The sequence below is a fragment of the Streptomyces coryli genome (assembly GCF_011044975.1).
In the GTDB taxonomy this organism is placed as follows: Bacteria; Actinomycetota; Actinomycetes; order Streptomycetales; family Streptomycetaceae; genus Streptomyces; species Streptomyces coryli.
Genome location: NZ_JAAKZV010000032.1, coordinates 30,105 through 48,961, shown reverse-complemented (window position 1 = coordinate 48,961; position 18,857 = coordinate 30,105). Strand labels below are relative to the sequence as shown.

18 protein-coding genes and 2 pseudogenes are annotated in these 18,857 nt (G+C 70.0%); 11 read left to right on the top strand and 9 right to left on the bottom strand.

All coding sequences use genetic code 11. The annotated features are described in order from the left end of the window. Positions 1 to 575 (top strand): TetR/AcrR family transcriptional regulator (locus tag G5C51_RS10650; RefSeq protein WP_165235542.1); only part of this gene is annotated, 575 nt, incomplete at its 5' end. 24 nt (positions 576 to 599) lie between these two features. Here the strand turns inward: G5C51_RS10650 and G5C51_RS10645 are convergent. Then, positions 600 to 2,030 carry an NAD(P)/FAD-dependent oxidoreductase gene (locus G5C51_RS10645; protein ID WP_165235539.1) on the bottom strand — a complete coding sequence of 477 codons (1,431 nt, stop codon included), beginning with the start codon at positions 2,028 to 2,030 and terminating at the stop codon, positions 600 to 602. A gap of 78 nt (positions 2,031 to 2,108) precedes the next feature. On the opposite strand from G5C51_RS10645, the gene G5C51_RS10640 reads away from it, so the two are divergent. Then, entirely contained in the window at positions 2,109 to 2,963 is an 855-nt protein-coding gene (locus tag G5C51_RS10640) for a Gfo/Idh/MocA family oxidoreductase (RefSeq protein ID WP_165235536.1), read from the top strand. Between the two features lie 20 nt (positions 2,964 to 2,983). After that, complete coding sequence (locus G5C51_RS10635; protein WP_165235533.1) at positions 2,984 to 3,130, top strand: hypothetical protein; 147 nt, start codon at positions 2,984 to 2,986, stop codon at positions 3,128 to 3,130. A gap of 24 nt (positions 3,131 to 3,154) precedes the next feature. Here the strand turns inward: G5C51_RS10635 and G5C51_RS10630 are convergent, their stop codons facing one another. Beyond that, positions 3,155 to 3,658: a GNAT family N-acetyltransferase gene (locus G5C51_RS10630; RefSeq protein WP_165235530.1), complete on the bottom strand. Its 504-nt coding sequence runs from the start codon at positions 3,656 to 3,658 to the stop codon at positions 3,155 to 3,157. Positions 3,659 to 3,798: 140 nt separating this feature from the next. Here G5C51_RS10630 and G5C51_RS10625 point away from each other — a divergent pair. Beyond that, positions 3,799 to 5,419: pseudogene (locus G5C51_RS10625) on the top strand (glycoside hydrolase family 43 protein). 92 nt (positions 5,420 to 5,511) lie between these two features. Beyond that, positions 5,512 to 6,720, top strand: coding sequence for a lipid II:glycine glycyltransferase FemX (locus G5C51_RS10620; protein WP_165235528.1), 1,209 nt, complete (start codon positions 5,512 to 5,514; stop codon positions 6,718 to 6,720). On the opposite strand, the gene G5C51_RS10615 is transcribed toward G5C51_RS10620, so the two are convergent. Continuing rightward, positions 6,692 to 8,041 (bottom strand): UDP-N-acetylmuramoyl-tripeptide--D-alanyl-D-alanine ligase, encoded by a 1,350-nt coding sequence (locus G5C51_RS10615; protein ID WP_338118087.1) that lies wholly within the window; start codon positions 8,039 to 8,041, stop codon positions 6,692 to 6,694. The genes G5C51_RS10620 and G5C51_RS10615 overlap by 29 nt on opposite strands. Positions 8,042 to 8,259: 218 nt before the next feature. Here G5C51_RS10615 and vanH point away from each other — a divergent pair, with 218 nt between their 5' ends. From vanH to G5C51_RS10585, 6 genes are all read left to right on the top strand, one after another. Further along, a complete protein-coding gene (vanH, locus tag G5C51_RS10610) occupies positions 8,260 to 9,231 on the top strand; it encodes a D-lactate dehydrogenase VanH (protein ID WP_165235524.1) in 972 nt (323 codons plus the stop codon). Further along, a complete protein-coding gene (vanA, locus tag G5C51_RS10605) occupies positions 9,224 to 10,270 on the top strand; it encodes a D-alanine--(R)-lactate ligase (protein WP_165235522.1) in 1,047 nt (348 codons plus the stop codon). The genes vanH and vanA overlap by 8 nt, the downstream gene beginning before the upstream one ends. After that, the gene (vanX, locus tag G5C51_RS10600; protein WP_165235518.1) at positions 10,260 to 10,868 is read left to right on the top strand and encodes a D-Ala-D-Ala dipeptidase VanX; all 609 of its coding nucleotides are present in this window, start codon (positions 10,260 to 10,262) and stop codon (positions 10,866 to 10,868) included. The genes vanA and vanX overlap by 11 nt, the downstream gene beginning before the upstream one ends. Before the next feature lie 114 nt (positions 10,869 to 10,982). Then, positions 10,983 to 11,594 (top strand): TetR/AcrR family transcriptional regulator, encoded by a 612-nt coding sequence (locus G5C51_RS10595; protein ID WP_240929540.1) that lies wholly within the window; start codon positions 10,983 to 10,985, stop codon positions 11,592 to 11,594. Between the two features lie 43 nt (positions 11,595 to 11,637). Further along, positions 11,638 to 12,309, top strand: coding sequence for an enoyl-CoA hydratase-related protein (locus G5C51_RS10590; RefSeq protein ID WP_165235515.1), 672 nt, complete (start codon positions 11,638 to 11,640; stop codon positions 12,307 to 12,309). Between the two features lie 13 nt (positions 12,310 to 12,322). After that, positions 12,323 to 14,566 carry a molybdopterin-dependent oxidoreductase gene (locus G5C51_RS10585; RefSeq protein WP_165235512.1) on the top strand — a complete coding sequence of 748 codons (2,244 nt, stop codon included), beginning with the start codon at positions 12,323 to 12,325 and terminating at the stop codon, positions 14,564 to 14,566. On the opposite strand, the gene G5C51_RS10580 is transcribed toward G5C51_RS10585, so the two are convergent. From G5C51_RS10580 to G5C51_RS10560, 6 genes and pseudogenes are all read right to left on the bottom strand, one after another. Continuing rightward, positions 14,563 to 15,066 (bottom strand): lamin tail domain-containing protein, encoded by a 504-nt coding sequence (locus tag G5C51_RS10580; RefSeq protein ID WP_165235507.1) that lies wholly within the window; start codon positions 15,064 to 15,066, stop codon positions 14,563 to 14,565. The genes G5C51_RS10585 and G5C51_RS10580 overlap by 4 nt on opposite strands. A gap of 144 nt (positions 15,067 to 15,210) precedes the next feature. Continuing rightward, on the bottom strand, positions 15,211 to 15,714 hold the full coding sequence (locus G5C51_RS10575) for a pyridoxamine 5'-phosphate oxidase family protein (RefSeq protein ID WP_165235504.1): 504 nt from the start codon (positions 15,712 to 15,714) through the stop codon (positions 15,211 to 15,213). 95 nt (positions 15,715 to 15,809) lie between these two features. Beyond that, positions 15,810 to 16,154, bottom strand: a complete 345-nt coding sequence (locus G5C51_RS10570) for a VOC family protein (RefSeq protein WP_165235501.1) — start codon at positions 16,152 to 16,154, stop codon at positions 15,810 to 15,812. 64 nt (positions 16,155 to 16,218) lie between these two features. Continuing rightward, positions 16,219 to 17,175, bottom strand: a complete 957-nt coding sequence (locus G5C51_RS10565; protein ID WP_206313685.1) for a phosphotransferase family protein — start codon at positions 17,173 to 17,175, stop codon at positions 16,219 to 16,221. Then, positions 17,158 to 17,688 (bottom strand): annotated as a pseudogene (locus tag G5C51_RS42500) (GNAT family N-acetyltransferase); the annotation flags it as partial. The pseudogene G5C51_RS42500 and the gene G5C51_RS10565, both read right to left, overlap by 18 nt. A gap of 79 nt (positions 17,689 to 17,767) precedes the next feature. Then, positions 17,768 to 18,805 carry a DNA-directed RNA polymerase subunit alpha gene (locus tag G5C51_RS10560; protein WP_165235495.1) on the bottom strand — a complete coding sequence of 346 codons (1,038 nt, stop codon included), beginning with the start codon at positions 18,803 to 18,805 and terminating at the stop codon, positions 17,768 to 17,770. Between the last annotated feature and the right edge of the window lie 52 nt (positions 18,806 to 18,857).

Here is an 18,857-nt window from a genome sequence, read left to right as displayed (position 1 = left end):
CCCCCGACCCCGCCCGCAAGACCGCCCTGCTCGACGCGATCGTCGACTACCTGACGGAGAACGGCCTCGCCACCCTCTCCATGCGCCCGCTGGCCAAGGAGCTGGGCCAGACCACCCGGGTCCTCACCCACCACTTCGCCGACAAGGCGGAGCTGCTCAACGCGGCGCTGACCAGGCTGGACGAGCGGCAGCGCGGCTGGCTCGCCGAACTGCCGGGCGCGGACGGCGCATTGCCCATGAGCGAGGTGGTCAAGGCGACGTGGGAGTACCACCTCACCCCCGAGCACCTGCCCTTCACCCGGCTGATCCACGAGATCGAGGGCCTCGCGGCGGGCGACCGCCTGGCCGGCGCCACCTCGCGGCTGCTGGCCGACCGGGTGGACTTCGTGGCGGGCTGGTTCCGCGACCGCGGAGTCCCGGAGCAGCCCGCGCGCGAGTACGCCACCCTCCTCAACGCCGCCTTCGCCGGCCTCCAGATCGACATGCTCAACACCGGCGACCGCGAACGCACCACCACCGCCCTGCACCACCTCGCCGACCAGACGGACGCGTGGGTCGCCCGGCACACCACGTGACCTTCGGCAACGAGGGGGTCCTGGTCATTCGCCGAGTCCTGCCAGTCGGGAGCCGACGCGGGCGATGAGCGAGGTGTTACGGGAGTGCCGCTGCTCCTCCCAGCGGTCGGCGAGGCCGAAGAGGCGGTACATGCCGTGGACGCCGACCCAGCGCAGGGGTTCGGGCTCCCAGTGGCCGGAGTCGTGGTCGTTCCAGGGCAGCCGGGTGAGTGTGGTGTCCCGTCCCGCTGCACGGTCGAGCAGGGTCCTGGCCGCGAGCTGGGTGGCCGTAACCCCATGGCCGGCGAAGCCGCGGACCACGCCGATCCGCGTGCCGGGGTCGAAGGTGACGCCGGCGCACCAGTCGCGGGTCACGCCGATGGCGCCGCGCCAGGCGTGCTCGACGGTGAACGGCACGTCGGGGAAGAAGAGCCGGAGCCGCTCGCTGAGGGTGCGCACGGTGCGGGCGTCGACCCGGCCCTCGCCGGGGGTGCCGGAGTTGAAGGCGTACGGGGTGCCGCGGCCGCCGATGGCGATGCGGTCGTCGGCGGTGCGCTGGGCGTAGACGAAGGTGTGGGCGGCGTCGCCCAGGCACTCCCGGCCGTGCCAGCCGATCCGTTCCCAGGCGTGCTCGGGGAGCTGATTGGTGACGACCATGGAGGAGTTGACGGGGATGATCTCGCGGCTGCCGAGGCCGGGGGCGTCGCTGTCGACCTGTCCTGAATAGGCTTCCAGGCAGCTGAGGATCGTGGTGGCGCGCACGGTGCCGCGGGTGGTGGTCACCGCGCCGGGCGCGATGCGGGTGGCGCGGGTGTGCTCCAGGATGCGTACGCCCTTGGCCGCCACGACCGCCGCGAGGCCGTGGACGAGCTTGGCCGGATGGACGCGCGCGGTGGTGCGGGTGAGCAGGCCGCCGAGCGCCGGGCGGATGGCGATCCGCTTCCGCACGGCGGCGGCGTCCAGGAGTTGCAGGTCCTCGGCGCGACAGCCGTTGGCCAGGTCGGCGGCGTGGGTGACTTCGAGGCGCTTCATCGCCGCGGGGGTGGTGGCCACCCGCAGGTGTCCGCCGCGCTGCTGGTCCGCCTGGATGCCCTCGTCCTCGAGGATGCGCAGGGTGTCGTCGACGGCGCCGTCCATCGCGCGCTGGAAGGCGGCGACGGCCGCCGCGCCGTCCTGCCCGCGCTTGCGTGCGGCCTTCGCGTACACGGCCCGGTTGCCCGGGATCAGCGGGGAGAGCCAGCCGCCGTTGCGGCCGGAGGCCCCGTAGCCGACCTCTTCCGCTTCCAGGACGGTGATCTTCGCGCCGGGGCATTCCAGCACGGCGTGGTACGCGGCCCACAGGCCGGTGAGGCCGCCGCCGACGATGACGATGTCCTGGGTTTCGTCGGGTAGTTGAGTGCCGTATGTGGACGGGCCACCGGCCCGCCGGTCGGCCCTCATCCAGTGCGATATCTCGCCGTTGCGATAGGCGGTCATCTTCGACTCCACAGGGGGATCTTTCGTGTTCAGTATGCTGCCCACCGGTCCCACCCGGACGAAAGGACGCCCAGGCCTGTGCTGCGCATCGGCATCTGCGGAACAGAGAACTCCCATGCCGAGCACTTCATTCGGCACCTGAACCAGGAAGGGCGGCACGCCGGCGCCCGCGTCACCGCGCTGGCGGGCGGCTCTGTCGAACGCAACCGCTCCTTGGCCCACGCCGGCGCCATCGACACGGTGCTCGACGACGCCGACGAGTTGATCGGCGCCGTGGACGCGGTCATCGTCTGCGACCGCGACGGCCACCTGCACCCGCGCCGCGCGGTGCCGGCCCTGCGCGCCGGACTGCCGGTGCTGGTCGACAAGCCGCTGGCCGCCACGGTGGCCGGGGCGGAGGAGATCATCGCGGCGGCGTGTTCGGACGGCGGCGGGCTCCTGGCCTCGTACTCCGCGGTCCGCCTGTGCGCCGCCACCGCGCAGCTCGCGCAGGAGGCGGCAGACCCGCCGCAGACCATCCACGTAGCAGGCCCCGCCGACCCCGAAAGCCCCCATGCCGGGCTGTTCTTCTACGGCATCCACCACGTGGAGGCCGCCCTGGAACTGGCCGGCAACCCAGCCGGCCCCGACGCCATCGCCGACGTCCAAGTCTTCCGCGGCAAGCACACCCTCACGGCCGTCGCCGAACTGACCGCGGGCCCGCGCCTGCTGATCGACTTCGCCATCCCCACCACCGACCAGCCGATCGGCTTCCACGCCACCGTCGTCCGCAGCACCGGCATCGACGCCCGCCCCCTCACCCTCGACGCGGACTACAACGCCCCCGCCCTGTCCCGCTTCCTGACCGCCATCGCCGATGACCACCCGCCGATGCCGTACGACCAACTGCTCACACCGGTGCGCCTGATGGAGGCCATCACCGCGCAGCTCTGACGTCGCGAAAGGGCAGGGGCATGACGCTAGAGATCATCCTGGCCATCGCCATCCCGCTGGGGACGATCGGCCTCGCCCTCGGGGCCTTCCTGCTCTGGGCCCGCCTGGGCACGAAGCGGCCCGTCAAGCACGACGGTTCGGGGACGCACTGGTCCCCGTTCAGCTGAGCAGAACGCCAAGGCGGATCGGCGTTACGGCAGCGCACGCGTCAGCCACACCACCTCGCCGTTGTCCTCCGTGGAGACGTGGTCCCGCTCGAAGCCGAGCTTCTCCAGGACGCGCAACGACGGTGTGTTCCACGTGCCGACGGTCGACCAGAGCCGCTTCCGGCCGGTGGCGATCGCGGCGTCGAGCACCGCACCGGCCGCCTCGGTGGCGTAGCCGCGGCCGTGCGCGTGCTGGAACAGCTCGTACGCGATCTCGGGCTCCTCCAGCGTGGTGCGGCCGATGATCAATCCGCAATAACCGATGAAGTCGCCTTCCTCCCGGCGCACGATGGGCAGCAGGGCGATCCCGGTGGTCTCCGTCGCGGCGAGCAGCTCCACGATGCCCGTACGGGCGTACTCAACCGTGCGCGTCCCCTTGCCGCGTTCGGAGAGGAGAGCGCTGAACTCAGCGGCGTCGGACTCGGCCCACGGCCGCAGAATCAGCCGCTCGGTCTCGAGGTGGAACGACATCGTCCGGTACGTCGGCATGCCCCTACTCTGCCCTACGGATCATGGTGAATGGGGTGTTGACGATCTGTCCGGAGCCCCTAAGCTCCTGCGCGTCCGGTGACACGACCAGCGTTCGAGATCCCGGACACGTCGGCTGCTGAGACCCCAGGAGACCCCCCATGCCCCTCCCCCGAAGAGCCGTCCTCGCCACCGCCACGAGCCTGATCGCGGGCGCCACCGTGCTGCCCACAGCGCACGCCGCCCGGTCGTTACCGGCCGACAGCGCCGCACGCCCCCTCCCGGGTCAATTCACGAACCCGGTGATCTGGCAGGACTTCGCCGACATCGACATCATCCGCGTGGGCGACGCTTACTACTACTCCGCCTCGACCATGCACTACTCCCCCGGCGCGCCCATCCTGCGCTCCTACGACCTGGTCAACTGGGAGTTCGCCGGCCACTCCGTACCCGTCCTGGACTTCGGCGCCAGACCTCAACGGCGGTCACGCGTACGTCGACGGCATCTGGGCCTCCTCCCTCCAATACCGCCGGAGCGACGAGAAGTTCTACTGGCTGGGCCAGACCGACTTCCGGCAGACCCACATCTACACCGCCCCGGCGGCCGAGGGCCCCTGGGACCGGCTCACCACCCTCGACACCGCCTACTACGACGCGGGCCTGCTCTTCGACGAGGACGACACCCCCTACGTCGCCTTCGGCGCCACCACCATCAAGGTGGCCCAGCTGTCACCGGACCTGCGCAGCCAGGTCCGGTCCGCGGAGGTGTTCACGACGCCGCCGGAGATCGGCGTCCTCGAAGGCTCCCGCTTCTACAAGATCAACGGGAACTACTACATCTTCGTCACCCGCCCGGCCAACGGCCAGTACATCCTGAAGTCCCGCTCCCCCTTCGGCCCGTACGAGCTGCGCCAGGTCCTCCTCGACCTGCCGGGCCCCGTCGCCGGCGGCGGCGTGCCCCACCAGGGCGGCCTCGTGGACACCCAGAACGGCGACTGGTACTACCTGGCGTTCATCGACGCCTACCCCGGCGGCCGCATCCCCGCCCTGGCGCCGGTCAGTTGGACCGCCGGCGGCTGGCCCGAGCTGCAGCTCGTCGACGGCGCGTGGGGCGCCTCCTACCCGCTCCCCGACCTGCCCGCCCCACCACGCGACGTCGAACCGCTCACCGGCGTCGACACCTTCGAGGGCACCTCCCTGAAGCCGAAGTGGGAGTGGAACCACAACCCCGACACCACCAAGTTCGCGGTCGACGACGGCCTCGCCCTGCACACCGCCACGGTCACCGACGACCTCTACGCCGCCCGTAACACCCTCACTCACCGCATCCAGGGTCCCACCTCCACCGCCACCGTCGAGCTCGACTTCTCCGGCATGACCGACGGCGACCGGGCCGGACTCGCCATCCTGCGCGACTCCTCCGCCTGGATCGGCGTCACCCGCGCCGGCGGCGCGACGCGCGTGGTAATGACCGACGGCCTGACCATGGACAAGGACTGGAACACCACCGGCACCGGCACCGAGCGGGCCGTCGCCGCACTCCCCGGCGGCGCCGGCCGGATCTGGCTGCGCGCCGAGGCCGACATCACCCCCGGCGCCCCGGGCACCGCCACCTTCTCCTACAGCACGGACGGCACCGGCTTCACCCCGCTCGGCCCTGCGTTCAGCATGCACACCAACTGGCAATTCTTCATGGGCAATCGCTACGCGATCTTCCATTACGCCACCAGGGCCCTCGGCGGCTCCGTCACCGTCGCGCGCTTCGAGCTGGCCACGCCGTAACGCATCCCCGCCGGGCGCGCCGGGCGGCCATATCGCCGGCATATCGAAAACCGCATACGCGCGGGCAACACCCCGCTGCCTTCACTGGCTGCATGTCCTACAGCGAACCGGCCCGTACAGCAGCTACCGCGGGCCCACGTCTGACCGTGCGGCCGATCAGCGGCGCCGAGCACCTGGCGTTCGTACGGCAGCAGCGCTCGGTCAGCTTCTTGCAGACCCCGGCGTGGGGCCGGGTCAAGACCGAGTGGCGCAGCGAGTCCCTCGGCTGGTACGACGGCGCGCGGCTGGCCGGTGCCGGGCTCGTCCTGCACCGGCCGGTGCCGCGACTCGAGCGCCGCACGCTGGCCTACCTGGCCGAGGGCCCGGCCATCGACTGGGCCGGCGACCTCGACGCGTGGCTCGGCCCGCTGGCGGCGTATCTCAAGGCACACGGCGCCTTCGCGATCCGGCTCGGCCCGCCGGTGCGCACGCACACCTGGAGCGCCGCCCAGGTCAAGGAGGGCATCGCCGACCCGGGCAGCAGGCGGCTCACCGAGCTGTCCGGCCACTGGGCGGACCCGGTCGGGGCGCACGTGACCAGCCGGCTCGCGGCAGCAGGCTGGCTGCCACAGAGCCCGGAGGACGGCTTCGGAGCCGGGCATCCGCAGTTCAAGTACGAGCTCCCGCTGGCGGGCAGGACCGAGGACGACTTGCTCAGGGGCATGAACCAGCAATGGCGCCGCAACATCAAGAAGGCCGCGAAGGCGGGTGTCGAGATCACCGTCAGCGACGGCCTCGAGGACCTGAAGGCGTTCCACGACCTCTACGTCCACACCGCCGAGCGCGACCGCTTCACACCGCGGCCGCTGCGCTACTTCCAGACCATGCTCGCGGCCATGCGCACCGAGGAGCGCGGCCGGATCAGCCTCTACCTGGCCCGCCACCAGGGCGATCTGGTCGCCGCCACCATCCTGGTCCGCGTCGGCGCGCACGCGGTGTACGCCTACGGCGCCTCCTCCACCGCCAAGCGCGAGGTGCGCGGCTCCAACGCCTGCCAGTGGGCGATGATCCGCGACTCCCTGGCGGCCGGCTGCGACGTCTACGACCTGCGCGGCATCACCCCCACCCTCGACGCCGACGACCCGCACGTCGGCCTGATCCAGTTCAAGACCGGCACCGGCGGCCGGGCAGTGCGGTACGCCGGCGAGTGGGATCTGCCGCTGCGACCGATGACGTACCGGGCCTTCGACCTCTACATGAGGCGACGCGGAGCGTCCGGCGCGCCCCGGCCGACTACGCCAGCGCGGCGGCTACTTCGTTGAGGCACGCCCCGCGGGAAGCCTTGACGAGCACCACGTCACCGGCGGCGAGGTGGCCGCGCAGCCAGTCGACGGCGGCGGCGTTGCCGGCCACCGCCACCGCCCGCTCCCCCGCGCCGTCGGCGATCTCCCGGGCCGCCTCGCCGACCGTGACCACCACGTCCGCGCGGGAGGCCGCGTACGCGCCGACCGCTCGATGCTCGGCCTCGCTCTCCTCGCCGAGCTCGAGCATCTCGCCGAGGACGGCGATGCGGCGGCCGCCCTCGACCGCCGCCAGCGCGTCCAGGGCGGCGCGGGTCGAGTCGGGGTTGGCGTTGTACGAGTCGTTGAGCAGCGTCGCGCCGCAGGCGAGTTCACGCAGCTCCATGCGCCACTTCGACAGCGAGACGGAGGCCAGCGCGTCCGCGGCCGCCTCGAGGGGAAGGCCCGCCGCCAGCCCCGCCGCCACCGCAGCCGACGCGTTGAGCGCCTGGTGGGCGCCGATGAGCGGCAGCGCGACCCGCGCCGAGGCGTCGGCGGTACGTAGCGTGAAGGACGGCCGGCCGAGCCGGTCCGACTCCAGGTCGAGCACCCGCACATCGGCATGCTCCGCCCGGCCGAAGGTCAGCACCGGCCCGTCGGTGAGCGAGCGCATCGCGACCACCCGGGGATCGTCGGCGTTGAGGACGGCGGTGCCGCCGGGCGCCAGCCCCTCCACCAGCTCCCCCTTGGCCCTGGCGATCGCCCCACGCGAACCGAACTCCCCGAGGTGGGCCTGCCCGACGTTGAGGACGACGGCGATGTCGGGCGCGACCAGACCGGTGAGCGCGGCGATGTCCCCGACGCGACGGGCACCCATCTCCAGGACGAGGAACTGGGTGCCCATATCGGCGCGCAGCATGGTGAGCGGCACGCCCAACTCGTTGTTGAGCGAACCGATCGTGGCGGTCGTCGGCGCGGCACTCGACAGCACAGCGGCCACCAGGTCCTTGGTGCTGGTCTTGCCCTGCGACCCGGTCAGCCCGACAACGGTCAGCCCATTGCGCAGCCTTGCCACCACATGGGTGGCGAGTGCCTGCAGCGCGGCCTGCACATCGTCGACGACGACCGTGGGCAGCGGCGTCGGCCGGGAGCCGAGCACACCCACCACGCCGGCCTGTCCGGCCTGGCCCGCGTAGTCGTGGCCGTCGACGTTCTCACCGGCGAAGGCGACGAAGAGGCCTCCCGGCTCGGCCTGTCGGCCGTCGAGCACGGCCGGCGCGGTCACCGTCACGGCGTCGTCACCCTCGACGGTCCCGCCGACGACCGCGGCGATCTCGCCGAGGCTGAGCGGGACTCTGCCCACGCGGCGCGGGAGCCGGCGGGCGGGTGCGAGGCCGTCGAGATAGAGGTAGGAGGAGGCGCGTTCGCTGTAGGTCACGTCGTCAAGTCAAGATGGCGTGATGTTGCCGTCCCGTATGGTGTTTTGGATATGCGGGCAATATGCTACCGGCCGGTAAGTTATCGTCTGCATATCGAAACCCGCATACGTTCCGGTAACACCTGACCGCCTTTACTGTAGGCATGACCTACACCGTGGGAATCACCGTTTACGGGTGCGAGCAGGACGAGGCCGTCCTGTTCCGGGAGTTGGCTCCGCGCGCCGGCGTGGTGCCGATCATCACGGCGGCAGCGGTATCCGAGGCCACCATCGAACTGGCCTCGGGAAACCGCTGCATCAGCGTCAGCCACAAGACCGACATCGCGAACTCCACACTCCGTGCGCTCAGCCGGACCGGCGTCTCCTACATCTCCACCCGAAGCGTCGGCTACAACCACATCGATGTGGACTACGCGGCAAGCGTCGGCATCTCCGTGGGGAACGTGGCCTACTCACCCGACAGCGTCGCCGACTACACGTTGATGCTGATGCTGATGGCGGTGCGAAGCGCCAAGGCCACGGTCCGCCGGACGGACGTCCACGATTACCGGCTGAACGATGTCCGCGGGAAAGAGCTGCGCGATCTGACCGTCGGGGTCATCGGCACGGGACGCATCGGCGCGGCGGTCATGGACAGGCTGCGGGGCTTCGGCTGCCGGATTCTGGCGTACGACAATCACCCGGCCACCGCCGCCGATTACGTGCCGCTCGATGAATTGCTGCGGCAGAGCGACATCGTCACGCTGCATACGCCGCTCACTACCGATACACACCACCTCCTGAATCGCCAGAATATCGATGAGATGAAGCACGGCGCCTTCGTCATCAATACGGGACGCGGCGCACTCCTCGACACCGAGGCTCTCATCTCGGCATTGGAGGGCGGCAAGCTGGGCGGCGTGGCGCTGGATGTCGTAGAAGGCGAGGAAGGAATCTTCTACACCGACTGCAGAGACCGGGCCTTCGACAGCAAGGCTCTGCTGCGGCTGCAAGAGCTGCCGAACGTATTCATCAGCCCGCACACCGCGTACTACACGGACCACGCCCTGCGCGACACGGTCCAGAACTCCCTCACCAACTGCCTGGAATTCGAAAGCAGGAATCTGCATGGATAAGCTGAAGGTCGGAATCCTCTTCGGCGGCTGCTCCGAAGAGCACCCCATCTCCATCAAGTCCGCGCAAGAGGTCGCGAAGAACATCAACCTCGCCAAGTACGAGCCGTTCTACATCGGCATCACGAGAAGCGGCGCCTGGAAGCTCTGCGACGGCCCCGGCCCGGCCTGGGAGAACGGCAACTGCCGCCCGGCGCTGCTGTCACCGGACCGAAGCCTGCCCGGATTGCTGGTCCTGGAGCAGGGCCGATACGGAACGATCGATCTGGATGTCGTGCTGCCCGTGCTGCACGGCAAACTCGGCGAAGACGGCGCGATCCAAGGCCTGTTGGAACTCGCCGGCATCCCCTACGCAGGCTGCGACATCCAGAGCTCCGCTCTCTGCATGGACAAGTCCCTGACCTACAGCGTCGTCAATGCCGCGGGCATCGCCACACCGAAGTTCTGGACCGTCACGGCCGACGAGGATGTCGATCCCGACCAGCTCACCTATCCCGTCTTCGTCAAGCCGGCCCGTTCGGGGTCGTCTTTCGGCGTCAGCAAGGTGACGAACAAGGACGAACTGCTGAGTGCGGTGAAGACCGCGCGGCAATACGACGCGAAGGTGCTGATCGAAGAGGCCGTGATCGGCAGCGAGATCGGCTGCGCCATCCTGGGGAACGAGCAGGACTTGATCGCGGGCGAGGTGGACCGTGTCGCACTGTCGCACGGCTTCTTCAAAATCCATCAGGAGGAGAATCCCGAGAGCGGATCGGAGAACTCGACCTTCATCGTCCCCGCCGACATCCCGGCAGAGTCGCGCACACTCGTCCAGGAAGCCGCGAAGGCGGTCTACCGCACCCTGGGGTGCAGCGGGCTGGCGCGGGTGGACCTGTTCCTGACGGACGACGGCCAAGTAGTCCTCAACGAGGTCAACACCCTGCCCGGCCTGACCTCCTACAGCCGCTACCCGAGGATGATGGCGGCCGCAGGCATGCCGCTCGCCGAAGTGATCGACCGGATCGTGTCGTTGGCACTGACGGGCACCTCCGATGAACGATGACTTCGTCTTCCTGGACGCGACCGCACCCGGCATACGCTGGGACGCCAAGTACGCCACCTGGGACAACTTCACCGGCAAACCGGTGGACGGCTACCTGGCCAACCGCATCGTCGGCACCCGGGCTCTGTGCGCGGCCCTCGAAAGGGCCCGGGAAAAGGCCCGGCCCCAGGGCTTTGGCCTGCTCCTCTGGGACGGCTACCGCCCGCAACGCGCCGTGGACTGCTTCATGCAGTGGTCGAGACAGCCGGAGGACGGCCGTACGAAGCCTCGGCACTACCCGAATATCGACCGGGCCGAGATGTTCGAGAAGGGCTACGTCGCCGCCAAGTCGGGCCACAGCCGGGGCAGCACCGTCGACCTGACGCTCTATCACCTGGACACCGGTGAGCTCGCCCGCATGGGCGGCGACCACGACTTGATGGACCCCGTCTCCCATCACGGCGCCCCGGGGATCACCCCATCCGAAGCGAGCAACCGCATCCACCTCCGCTCCATCATGGAGGCCTGCGGTTTCCGCGCGTACGAATCCGAATGGTGGCACTACACGCTGCAGGACGAGCCCTACCCGGACACCTACTTCGACTTCCCCATCACGTAACCGAACCGGGCGCACGCTGACAGCACCGGAACGATCTCCGTCCCACCCCTTGCATGCTCTATGCCATACACCTTAAGTTACCGGCAGGTAGCACGCCGGGAAGGTGGTGAGCAGATGAGCCCGCGCAGGGGTGAGAGTCGTGACCGGATGATCCTCAGCGCCGCGGCGCTGCTGCGCGAGCACGGGGCGAGCGCCACCAGCATCGACCGCGTGCTCGCGCACAGCGGCGCCCCGCGCGGCTCGGTGTATCACCACTTCCCCGGCGGGCGGACGCAGCTCATCGACGAGGCCGTGGCGCTGGCCGGGGACTTCATCGCCGGCATGATCGATGCCGCCACGCAGGCGGACGATCCGGTGGCGGCCGTCGACGCCTTCTTCGTGATGTGGCGCGACCGGCTCGTGGAGAGCGACTTCCGGGCCGGCTGCCCGATCGTGGCGGTGGCCGTCGAGACCAACGACGACGCCCCCCAGCTGGCCCGCTCCGCCGCCGCCGTCTTCGCGCGCTGGCAGGAGGCCCTCGCCGCCCTCTTCCTGCGGCACGGCCTGACCGAGGAGCGCAGCCGCAGGCTCGGTGCCTTCATCATCGCCGCCGTGGAAGGCGCCGTGATCATGTGCCGCGCCGAGCAGAGCACCGCCCCCATCGAGGCGGCCGCCACTGAGATCCACGACCTGCTCCGGTACGCCCTGCGCGACCGCCCCGATACCCAGCCAGAGCCCCGGCGGTAGCCCCCGGCCACCTGCCCGAGTCAGCCCAGCTCAAGGAGTCACCATGCCCACGCTCGACCGCCACGACAACGTCTTCGTCCTCGACCTCGGCGACGGCGAGAACCGCTTCCACCCCGACTGGCTCTCCGCCGTCAACGCCGCGCTCGACGAGGTGGAGAAGGCGGAAGGACCCCGCGCCCTGGTCACCGCCGCCACCGGCAAGTTCTACTCCAACGGGCTCGACCTGGACTGGCTGCTGGCCCACGCCGAGCAGCACCAGGACTACGTCGTCTCCGTCCACGAGCTGTTCGCGCGGATGCTGTCGCTGCCGGTCGTCACGGTGGCCGCGCTGCAGGGGCACACCTTCGCCGCAGGCGCGATGTTCTCCCTCGCCCACGACTTCCGCGTGATGCGCGCCGACCGCGGCTTCTGGTGCCTGCCCGAGGCGGACATCAACATTCCCTTCACCCCGGGCATGTCCGCGCTCATCCAGGCCCGGCTGGCTCCGCAGACCGCGCACGAGGCGATGGTCACCGGCCGCCGCTACGGCGGCACCGACGCCGCGGCCGCCGGCATCGTCGACCAGGCGGTCGGCGAGGACGCCGTCCGCGCCACCGCGATCGAGATCGCCCAGGCGCAGGTGAACAAGGACGGCAACACCCTCGGCACCATCAAGACCCGCATGTACGCCCCGGCCCTGGCCACCCTGCGCGACACCACCAACCCGCTCGGCTGAGGGGACACGGCCCATGACCGCCGACACCACCGCCTGGCACAAGACCGCGTGCATCCTCTGCGAGAACAACTGCGGCATCCAGATCCAGACCGACGGCCGCCGCTTCACCAAGATCCGCGGCGATAAGGAGCACGTCGCCACCGGCGGCTACACCTGCAACAAGGCCCTGCGCCTGGACCACTACCAGAACGGCGGCGCCCGCCTGACGACTCCGCTGCGCCGGGAGCCCGATGGCAGCTTCACCCCCGTCGACTGGGACACCGCCATCCGCGAGATCGCCGCCCGTATGAAGACCGTCCGCGACACCCACGGCGGCGAATCGATCTTCTTCTACGGAGGCGGCGGCCAGGGCAACCACCTCGGCGGCGCCTACAGCGGCGCCCTCCTGCGCGCCCTCGGCGCCCGCTACCGCTCCAACCCGCTCGCCCAGGAGAAGACCGGCGAGGGCTTCGTCGACGCCCACCTCACCGGCGGTCACACCACCGGCGACTTCACCCGCGCCGACGTGTCCCTCTTCCTCGGCAAGAACCCCTGGCAGTCGCACGGCGTCCCGCGCGCCCGCACCGTGCTCAAGGACATCGCCAAGGACCCGTCCCGCTCGATGATCGTCATCGACCCGGTGCGTACGGAGACGGCCGATCTCGCCGACATCCATCTGCAGGTGAAGCCCGGCACCGACGCCTGGTGCCTGGCCGCCCTCCTCGGCGTCCTGGTCCAGGAGGACCTCGTCGACCACGCCTTCCTTGCTGCCCGCACCACCGGCGCCGAGACGGTGCTCGAGCAGCTCAGGACGGTGGACGTCGCGAGCTGCGCGCAGACCTGCGGCGTGGCCGAGGACCTGCTCCGCCGGGCGGCCCGCAGGATCGGCACCGCCACCAGCGTCGCGACGTACGAGGACCTGGGCGTGCAGCAAGGACCCAACAGCACGCTGGTGTCATATCTCAACAAGCTCACCTGGCTGCTGACCGGAAACTTCGCCAAGCCCGGCGCCATGCAGCCGCACTCCTGGATCGCCCCGCTGGCCCGCTACTCGACGAGCCCGCGCCGCACCCCCGTCACCGGCGCGCGGATGCCCGGCGGCCTGGTGCCCTGCAATGTCATCGCCGAGGAGATCCTCACCGACCACCCGGACCGCTTTCGCGCGATGATCATCGAGTCGGCCAACCCGGCGCACTCCCTGGCCGACTCCGCCGCCTTCACCGAGGCGCTGGCCGCGCTCGACCTGGTCGTCGTCATCGACATCGCCCTGACCGAGACCGGCCGCCAGGCCGACTATGTGCTGCCGGCCGCCTCCCAGTTCGAGAAGTGGGAAGCGACCTTCTTCACCTTCGAGTTCCCGCACAACACCTTCCACCTGCGCGCCCCGGTCCTCGACCCGCTGCCCGGCACCCTGCCGGAACCCGAGATCTACGCCCGCATCATCCGCGAGCTGAACGCCGTCCCCCGCGGCCGGCTGAAGCTGCTGCACGCGGCGGCCCGCCTGGGCCGCACCCCGTACAAGCTGGCCTTTGCCGCCCTGGCCGCGGTCGACAAGTCCACCTTCGGCATGGCCCCGTATCTGCTGTACGAGACCCTCGGCCCCACCCTCGCCGACGGCGCCCGCTCCGGCGCCGTGCTGTGGGCGCTGGCGCAGGGCATCGCCAAGCAGTACCCCGCCGCCATGCGCCGGGCCGGCCACGCGAACGCCGACGCCCTCTTCGACGCGATGCTGAACGGCCGCTCGGGCATGACGTTCACCGAGGACGAATACGCCGACGCCTGGAACTACGTGCCGCACCCCGGCCACCGCATCCCGCTGCCGATCCCCGAACTCCTCGGGCTGCTCGACGCGTTGGACACCACTCCGGCCGTCCACACCAGCGACGACTTCCCGATCGTCCTGGCCGCCGGCCAGCGCCGCGCCTTCACCGCGAACACCATCTTCCGCGACGACACCTGGCGCAAGCGTGACCAGCAGGGCGCGCTGCGCATCAGCCGGTACGACGCCGAGCAACTCGGCCTGCTGGACGGCGCCTTCGCCCGGATCACCACGAAACGCGGCACTGCTCAGGCGACCGTGGAGATCGACGACCGCCTGCAGGCAGGACACGCGGCCCTGCCCAACGGCTTCGGCCTCGACCTGCCCACCGACGACGGCGGCACCGAACGGACCGGGGTCGCCCTGAACACCCTCACCGACCTGGCCTGGCGCGACCCGATCGCAGGCACGCCGTGGCACAAGCACGTACCGGCCCGGATCGAGCCGCTTCCCGCTTAGCCGTGGAAGCCGACGTAGCCGTTGCCGTCCGCGTCGGAGCCGCCCTTGGTGTACGAGTGCACGTCCGCGCGGGCGCCCGTGTCCTTGTACAGGTAGATCGTGTCGCCGCTGTTGTTCCAGATGAAGTTGCAGTTGTCGCGGTAGACCACGTTCTTGGTGTCGGAGTCGGTGCCGTTGCCGCCGCGCAGGCGCACGTAGTCGCCGGGCTGGAGGTAGTGGTTCGCGGGGAACACGAAGCGGTTGCCGGTGGCGTCCTTGATGGAGTCGCCCTTGAGGTTGACCGTCGTGGAGGACGAGTAGTTCTTGATCGTGAGGTACTCCTCGCGCGTGTTGCCGCCGGTGCAGCGGTTGTCGTCGCTGCCGGGGGCGTTGTACTGGACGCCGCGCAGCTTCAAGGCCGAGGTGTACTCGGCGCCCTGCGCCGGGGCGGGTATGAGAAGGGCCGCCAGGGCGCCGGCCGAAATGGCGGTGGCCGCGATGATGGCAGGGCGCTTGCGCATAAGAGTTCCCCCTGTGTTCAGAAACGATCGGTTGACGGGCCGGTTATGAGCGCCGTCGCCGGTCGTTCCCCCTGCCCAGGGCCGAGACCGTACGCCGGTGCACCGGTGATCACAGGTGCCGACCGGGGCCTGGAAAGGGACGGATCAGCCCTTGTGCCGTAGACGTTCCGCGCGCTGCCGGATGAGTTCTTCCACGGCGCTGGGCAAGGTCGTCTCGAAGTCGATCAGCTTCGCCCACGTCGGCGTCATCACGATGCGGACCATGCCGTCGTAGAGCGAGCGGACCTCGGCCTCCCACTCGACCCGCTGCTCGGCCGTCATCTCGTAGGAGCCGTTCATCTCCAGGTACTCCTCCGGAATGCCGTCGACCTCATCGAGCTCGACGGTGCCGCGGACGAGCAGGATCTTGGGTGGATGCACCTCGGTGTCGATCGTGATGGCGACGGCCGGGTTGCGGCGGAGTGAGGCCAGCTTCGGGGCGTTCTTCGATGTGCACATCACGGCTTCCCTGCCGTTCCAGGCGAAGGCGATCGGGATGTTGCGCGGTGTCCCGTCCTTGGCCATGTAGGCCAGGCGGCAGAGGTCGCGGGCCAGCAGCTCCTGGCTCAGCGGGCGGTTGAGGGTCTCGGTGACCTGGTCGTTCGTCATGGCGGGGGCCTCCTGACGGCCGAGCGGCCACGGTGGCCGCTCCTGCCCCTGGGACGGAGCGGCCACACCGTTCTCGACATCCGTGCCGAGATTTTTCAGCCCGCGCCGCCCCCGCCGAGGCTGATCTCATTGCCATCCGCGTCCTGATAGATCACCTTGCTCACGCCACCGTCGAACGACTCCCGCTTCGCGGGTTCGATGCCGCGCCGGGAGACCTCGGCGACGCGGGCGTCGAGGTCTTCCACGAACGACAGCACAAGGGCGTTCCCCGCCCGTTCCGCGTCTTCCACGATGTAGATGTAGCGATGCTCGGCCACCTCCCACACCGCCTCGATGGCATTCGGCAGAAACGACGGCTCCCTCCCGAAGAACCGCTGGTACCACGGCAGCGCCGCGGCGTAATCGGTCACGGGAATGCCGGCGAACAGGTCCAGCGCCATGGCGTCCTCCAAGGTGAGTCGAGCTGACGCCCGTACTGACTCCGGCAACGCCGAAAAATCATCGTCAGCCGTAGCGGTCGAAGAGGGCGTAGAGATATCCCTCCAGCCGCCCGGTCAGCAGCGCGGGGGTCAGGTCGGCACGGCCCGTCTCGCGCCAGGGGACGGCGACCTTCTCGCCGTCCGGGGCGAAGGCCAGGGCGTCCAGCAGCCGCCAGTACAGATGATCGGCGCGGTCCGCGGTCAGCACCCCTCCCGCGGCTGCGTAGCGGTCGGCGAAGTCCATGCCCGCGGACACGCCGTGCAGCAGCGCCAGGGCCGTCGAGCAATGCGCCACGTCCAGATCGACCGGGCCCCAGGAGGTCTCCACCCAGTCGACGACGCCGCTGATCCGCAGACTGTCGCCGTCGCCCGTGAAGAGGACATTGCCGGGATGAAAGTCGCGATGCAGGAAGCTGCCTTGATACGCGGGAGGCTCGCGCCGGATCACGTCCACGGCCCGCTGCCACAGCTCGGGCCGCTCGGTCTCGGCGGGCACGCTCACCCGCTCGGGAGAGGTCCACGCCTGATAGGCCCGAGGCCGGTCCCCGGCCGTCACCGGCAGCCGGTGGATACGCAACAGCTGGCGGGCCAGCAAGTCGGCGCGCGTGTCGGCGCCCGCATCACCCAGGCGCAGGGTCCCGGGGAGGTGGGACATCAGCAGGGAAGGATGGTCGCAGCACTCCGCGACCGCATCCACGGCCACCAGCCCGGCCGCCGGCACATCCGTCCCGGCAAGCAGCCGCAGAACGTCCGCCTCACGACTCAGCAGCCCCTCCGCATGCCGCAGATAGAAAGGCTTCACGAACGACCGCAACACCAGCGACCGCCGCCCTCCCGGCCCGCAGACATCCACCCGCCGCATCTCGGACGTCCAGCCCCCACGCAACCGCGCGACTGCCTCGATGCGCTCCCCTTCGGCCAGCCCCTTCTCCACCCAGGCCCGCGTCGCACCCCATCCCCTGGGCGGGGTCCACACGCCCATCCACTGCGGGGCGCCCCACGCCTCGTAGCGATGCGCCTCGGTGAAGCCCAGCTTCGCCGCGAGCCGCATGGAGCGGGCATTGGCGGTCTGGGTGCAGAGCACCACCGGCTCGCCCGGCAGCGCCTCGGCATACCAGCCGAGCACCGCCGCGCACGCCTCCGCGGCGTATCCGTATCCCCAGGCCTCCGGCAGGAGCAGATAGCCCAGCTCGGCCTCCCCGGCGTCCGGACGGACCCGGCTCCGGCGCTCTCCGTCGCGGCGGTTGAGCTCGACCGTGCCGATCATTGCGCCGTCGAGCTCGATGACGAAAACGCCAGGACGCTGCCCAGGTATCTCAGGCAGCGTCCGCTCGCACTCCTCGCGCGCGCGAGGCCCGCCCAGGTAGGCGTTCACCTCCGGCGACGTGAACAGCTCGACGAACGCCGCCCGGTCCCGCGCCTCCGCCTCACGCAGCACGAGCCGCTCGGTCCTGATCGGGACCGGCGGCCAGGCGTCGGATCCGATTTCCGCCATCACAGGTCCCCCCTGGACATGCCTCGGCCCGGTGACCCACACGGCGTGTGCCGTGCGCAGCCACCGGGCCGGAGGTGAATCAGTACTGCTCGGTCTCCGCGAAGCCCGCGTCGCCGTCGTCCGCCGCCGCGCTGAACGGGGCCGCGGCGCCGAGGGCGGCGGTCGGGTCGAAGCCGGCGGGGGCGCTGTCCTTGAGGCCCAGGCCCATGCCGGTGAGCTTTTCCTTGATCTCGTCGATCGACTTCGATCCGAAGTTACGGATGTCGAGCAGATCGGCCTCGGAGCGCGCCACGAGCTCACCCACGGAGTGGATGCCCTCGCGCTTGAGGCAGTTGTAGGAGCGGACCGTGAGCTCCAGCTCCTCGATCGGCAGCGCCAGATCGGCCGCCAGCGCCGAGTCGGTCGGGGACGGGCCCATGTCGATGCCCTCGGCGTCGATGTTGAGCTCGCGGGCCAGGCCGAAGAGCTCGACCAGGGTCTTGCCGGCGGACGCCATGGCGTCGCGCGGACGCATGGCCTCCTTGGTCTCGACGTCGACGATCAGCTTGTCGAAGTCGGTGCGCTGCTCGACTCGGGTGGCCTCGACCTTGTACGTGACCTTGAGCACCGGCGAGTAGATGGAGTCGACCGGGATGCGGCCGATCTCCTGGCCGAGCTGCTTGTTCTGCACGGCGGAGACGTAGCCGCGGCCGCGCTCGACGGTCAGCTCCATCTCGAGCTTGCCCTTGCCGTTCAGCGTGGCCAGGACCAGGTCCGGGTTGTGGACCTCGACACCGGCCGGCGGCGCGATGTCGGCGGCGGTGACGACGCCGGGGCCCTGCTTGCGCAGGTACATCACGACCGGCTCGTCGTGCTCGCTCGACACCACCAGCTGCTTGATGTTCAGGATGAGGTCGGTGACGTCCTGCTTGACGCCCGGCACGGTGGTGAACTCGTGCAGGACGCCGTCGATGCGGATGGACGTGACCGCCGCACCCGGGATCGAGGACAGAAGCGTTCGCCGGAGCGAGTTGCCAAGGGTGTAACCGAAGCCCGGCTCCAGCGGCTCGATGACGAACCGGGACCGGTATTCCTCGACGACCTCTTCGGTCAGCGAGGGACGCTGAGCAATCAGCATGAAACGACCTATCTCCTCGATCTTCGCAACGCCCGCCATATGACGCCGCCGA

Bases quoted from the DNA above. Each gene is read 5' to 3' on its own strand.
- G5C51_RS10645 (WP_165235539.1), bottom strand. From the start codon at position 2,030: ATGACCGCCTATCGCAACGGCGAGATATCGCACTGGATGAGGGCCGAC.
- G5C51_RS10635 (WP_165235533.1), top strand. From the start codon at position 2,984: ATGACGCTAGAGATCATCCTGGCCATCGCCATCCCGCTGGGGACGATC.
- G5C51_RS10630 (WP_165235530.1), bottom strand. From the start codon at position 3,658: ATGCCGACGTACCGGACGATGTCGTTCCACCTCGAGACCGAGCGGCTG.
- G5C51_RS10620 (WP_165235528.1), top strand. From the start codon at position 5,512: ATGTCCTACAGCGAACCGGCCCGTACAGCAGCTACCGCGGGCCCACGT.
- vanH (WP_165235524.1), top strand. From the start codon at position 8,260: ATGACCTACACCGTGGGAATCACCGTTTACGGGTGCGAGCAGGACGAG.
- vanA (WP_165235522.1), top strand. From the start codon at position 9,224: ATGGATAAGCTGAAGGTCGGAATCCTCTTCGGCGGCTGCTCCGAAGAG.
- vanX (WP_165235518.1), top strand. From the start codon at position 10,260: ATGAACGATGACTTCGTCTTCCTGGACGCGACCGCACCCGGCATACGC.
- G5C51_RS10595 (WP_240929540.1), top strand. From the start codon at position 10,983: ATGAGCCCGCGCAGGGGTGAGAGTCGTGACCGGATGATCCTCAGCGCC.
- G5C51_RS10590 (WP_165235515.1), top strand. From the start codon at position 11,638: ATGCCCACGCTCGACCGCCACGACAACGTCTTCGTCCTCGACCTCGGC.
- G5C51_RS10585 (WP_165235512.1), top strand. From the start codon at position 12,323: ATGACCGCCGACACCACCGCCTGGCACAAGACCGCGTGCATCCTCTGC.
- G5C51_RS10580 (WP_165235507.1), bottom strand. From the start codon at position 15,066: ATGCGCAAGCGCCCTGCCATCATCGCGGCCACCGCCATTTCGGCCGGC.
- G5C51_RS10575 (WP_165235504.1), bottom strand. From the start codon at position 15,714: ATGACGAACGACCAGGTCACCGAGACCCTCAACCGCCCGCTGAGCCAG.
- G5C51_RS10570 (WP_165235501.1), bottom strand. From the start codon at position 16,154: ATGGCGCTGGACCTGTTCGCCGGCATTCCCGTGACCGATTACGCCGCG.
- G5C51_RS10565 (WP_206313685.1), bottom strand. From the start codon at position 17,175: ATGGGCGTGTGGACCCCGCCCAGGGGATGGGGTGCGACGCGGGCCTGG.
- G5C51_RS10560 (WP_165235495.1), bottom strand. From the start codon at position 18,805: ATGCTGATTGCTCAGCGTCCCTCGCTGACCGAAGAGGTCGTCGAGGAA.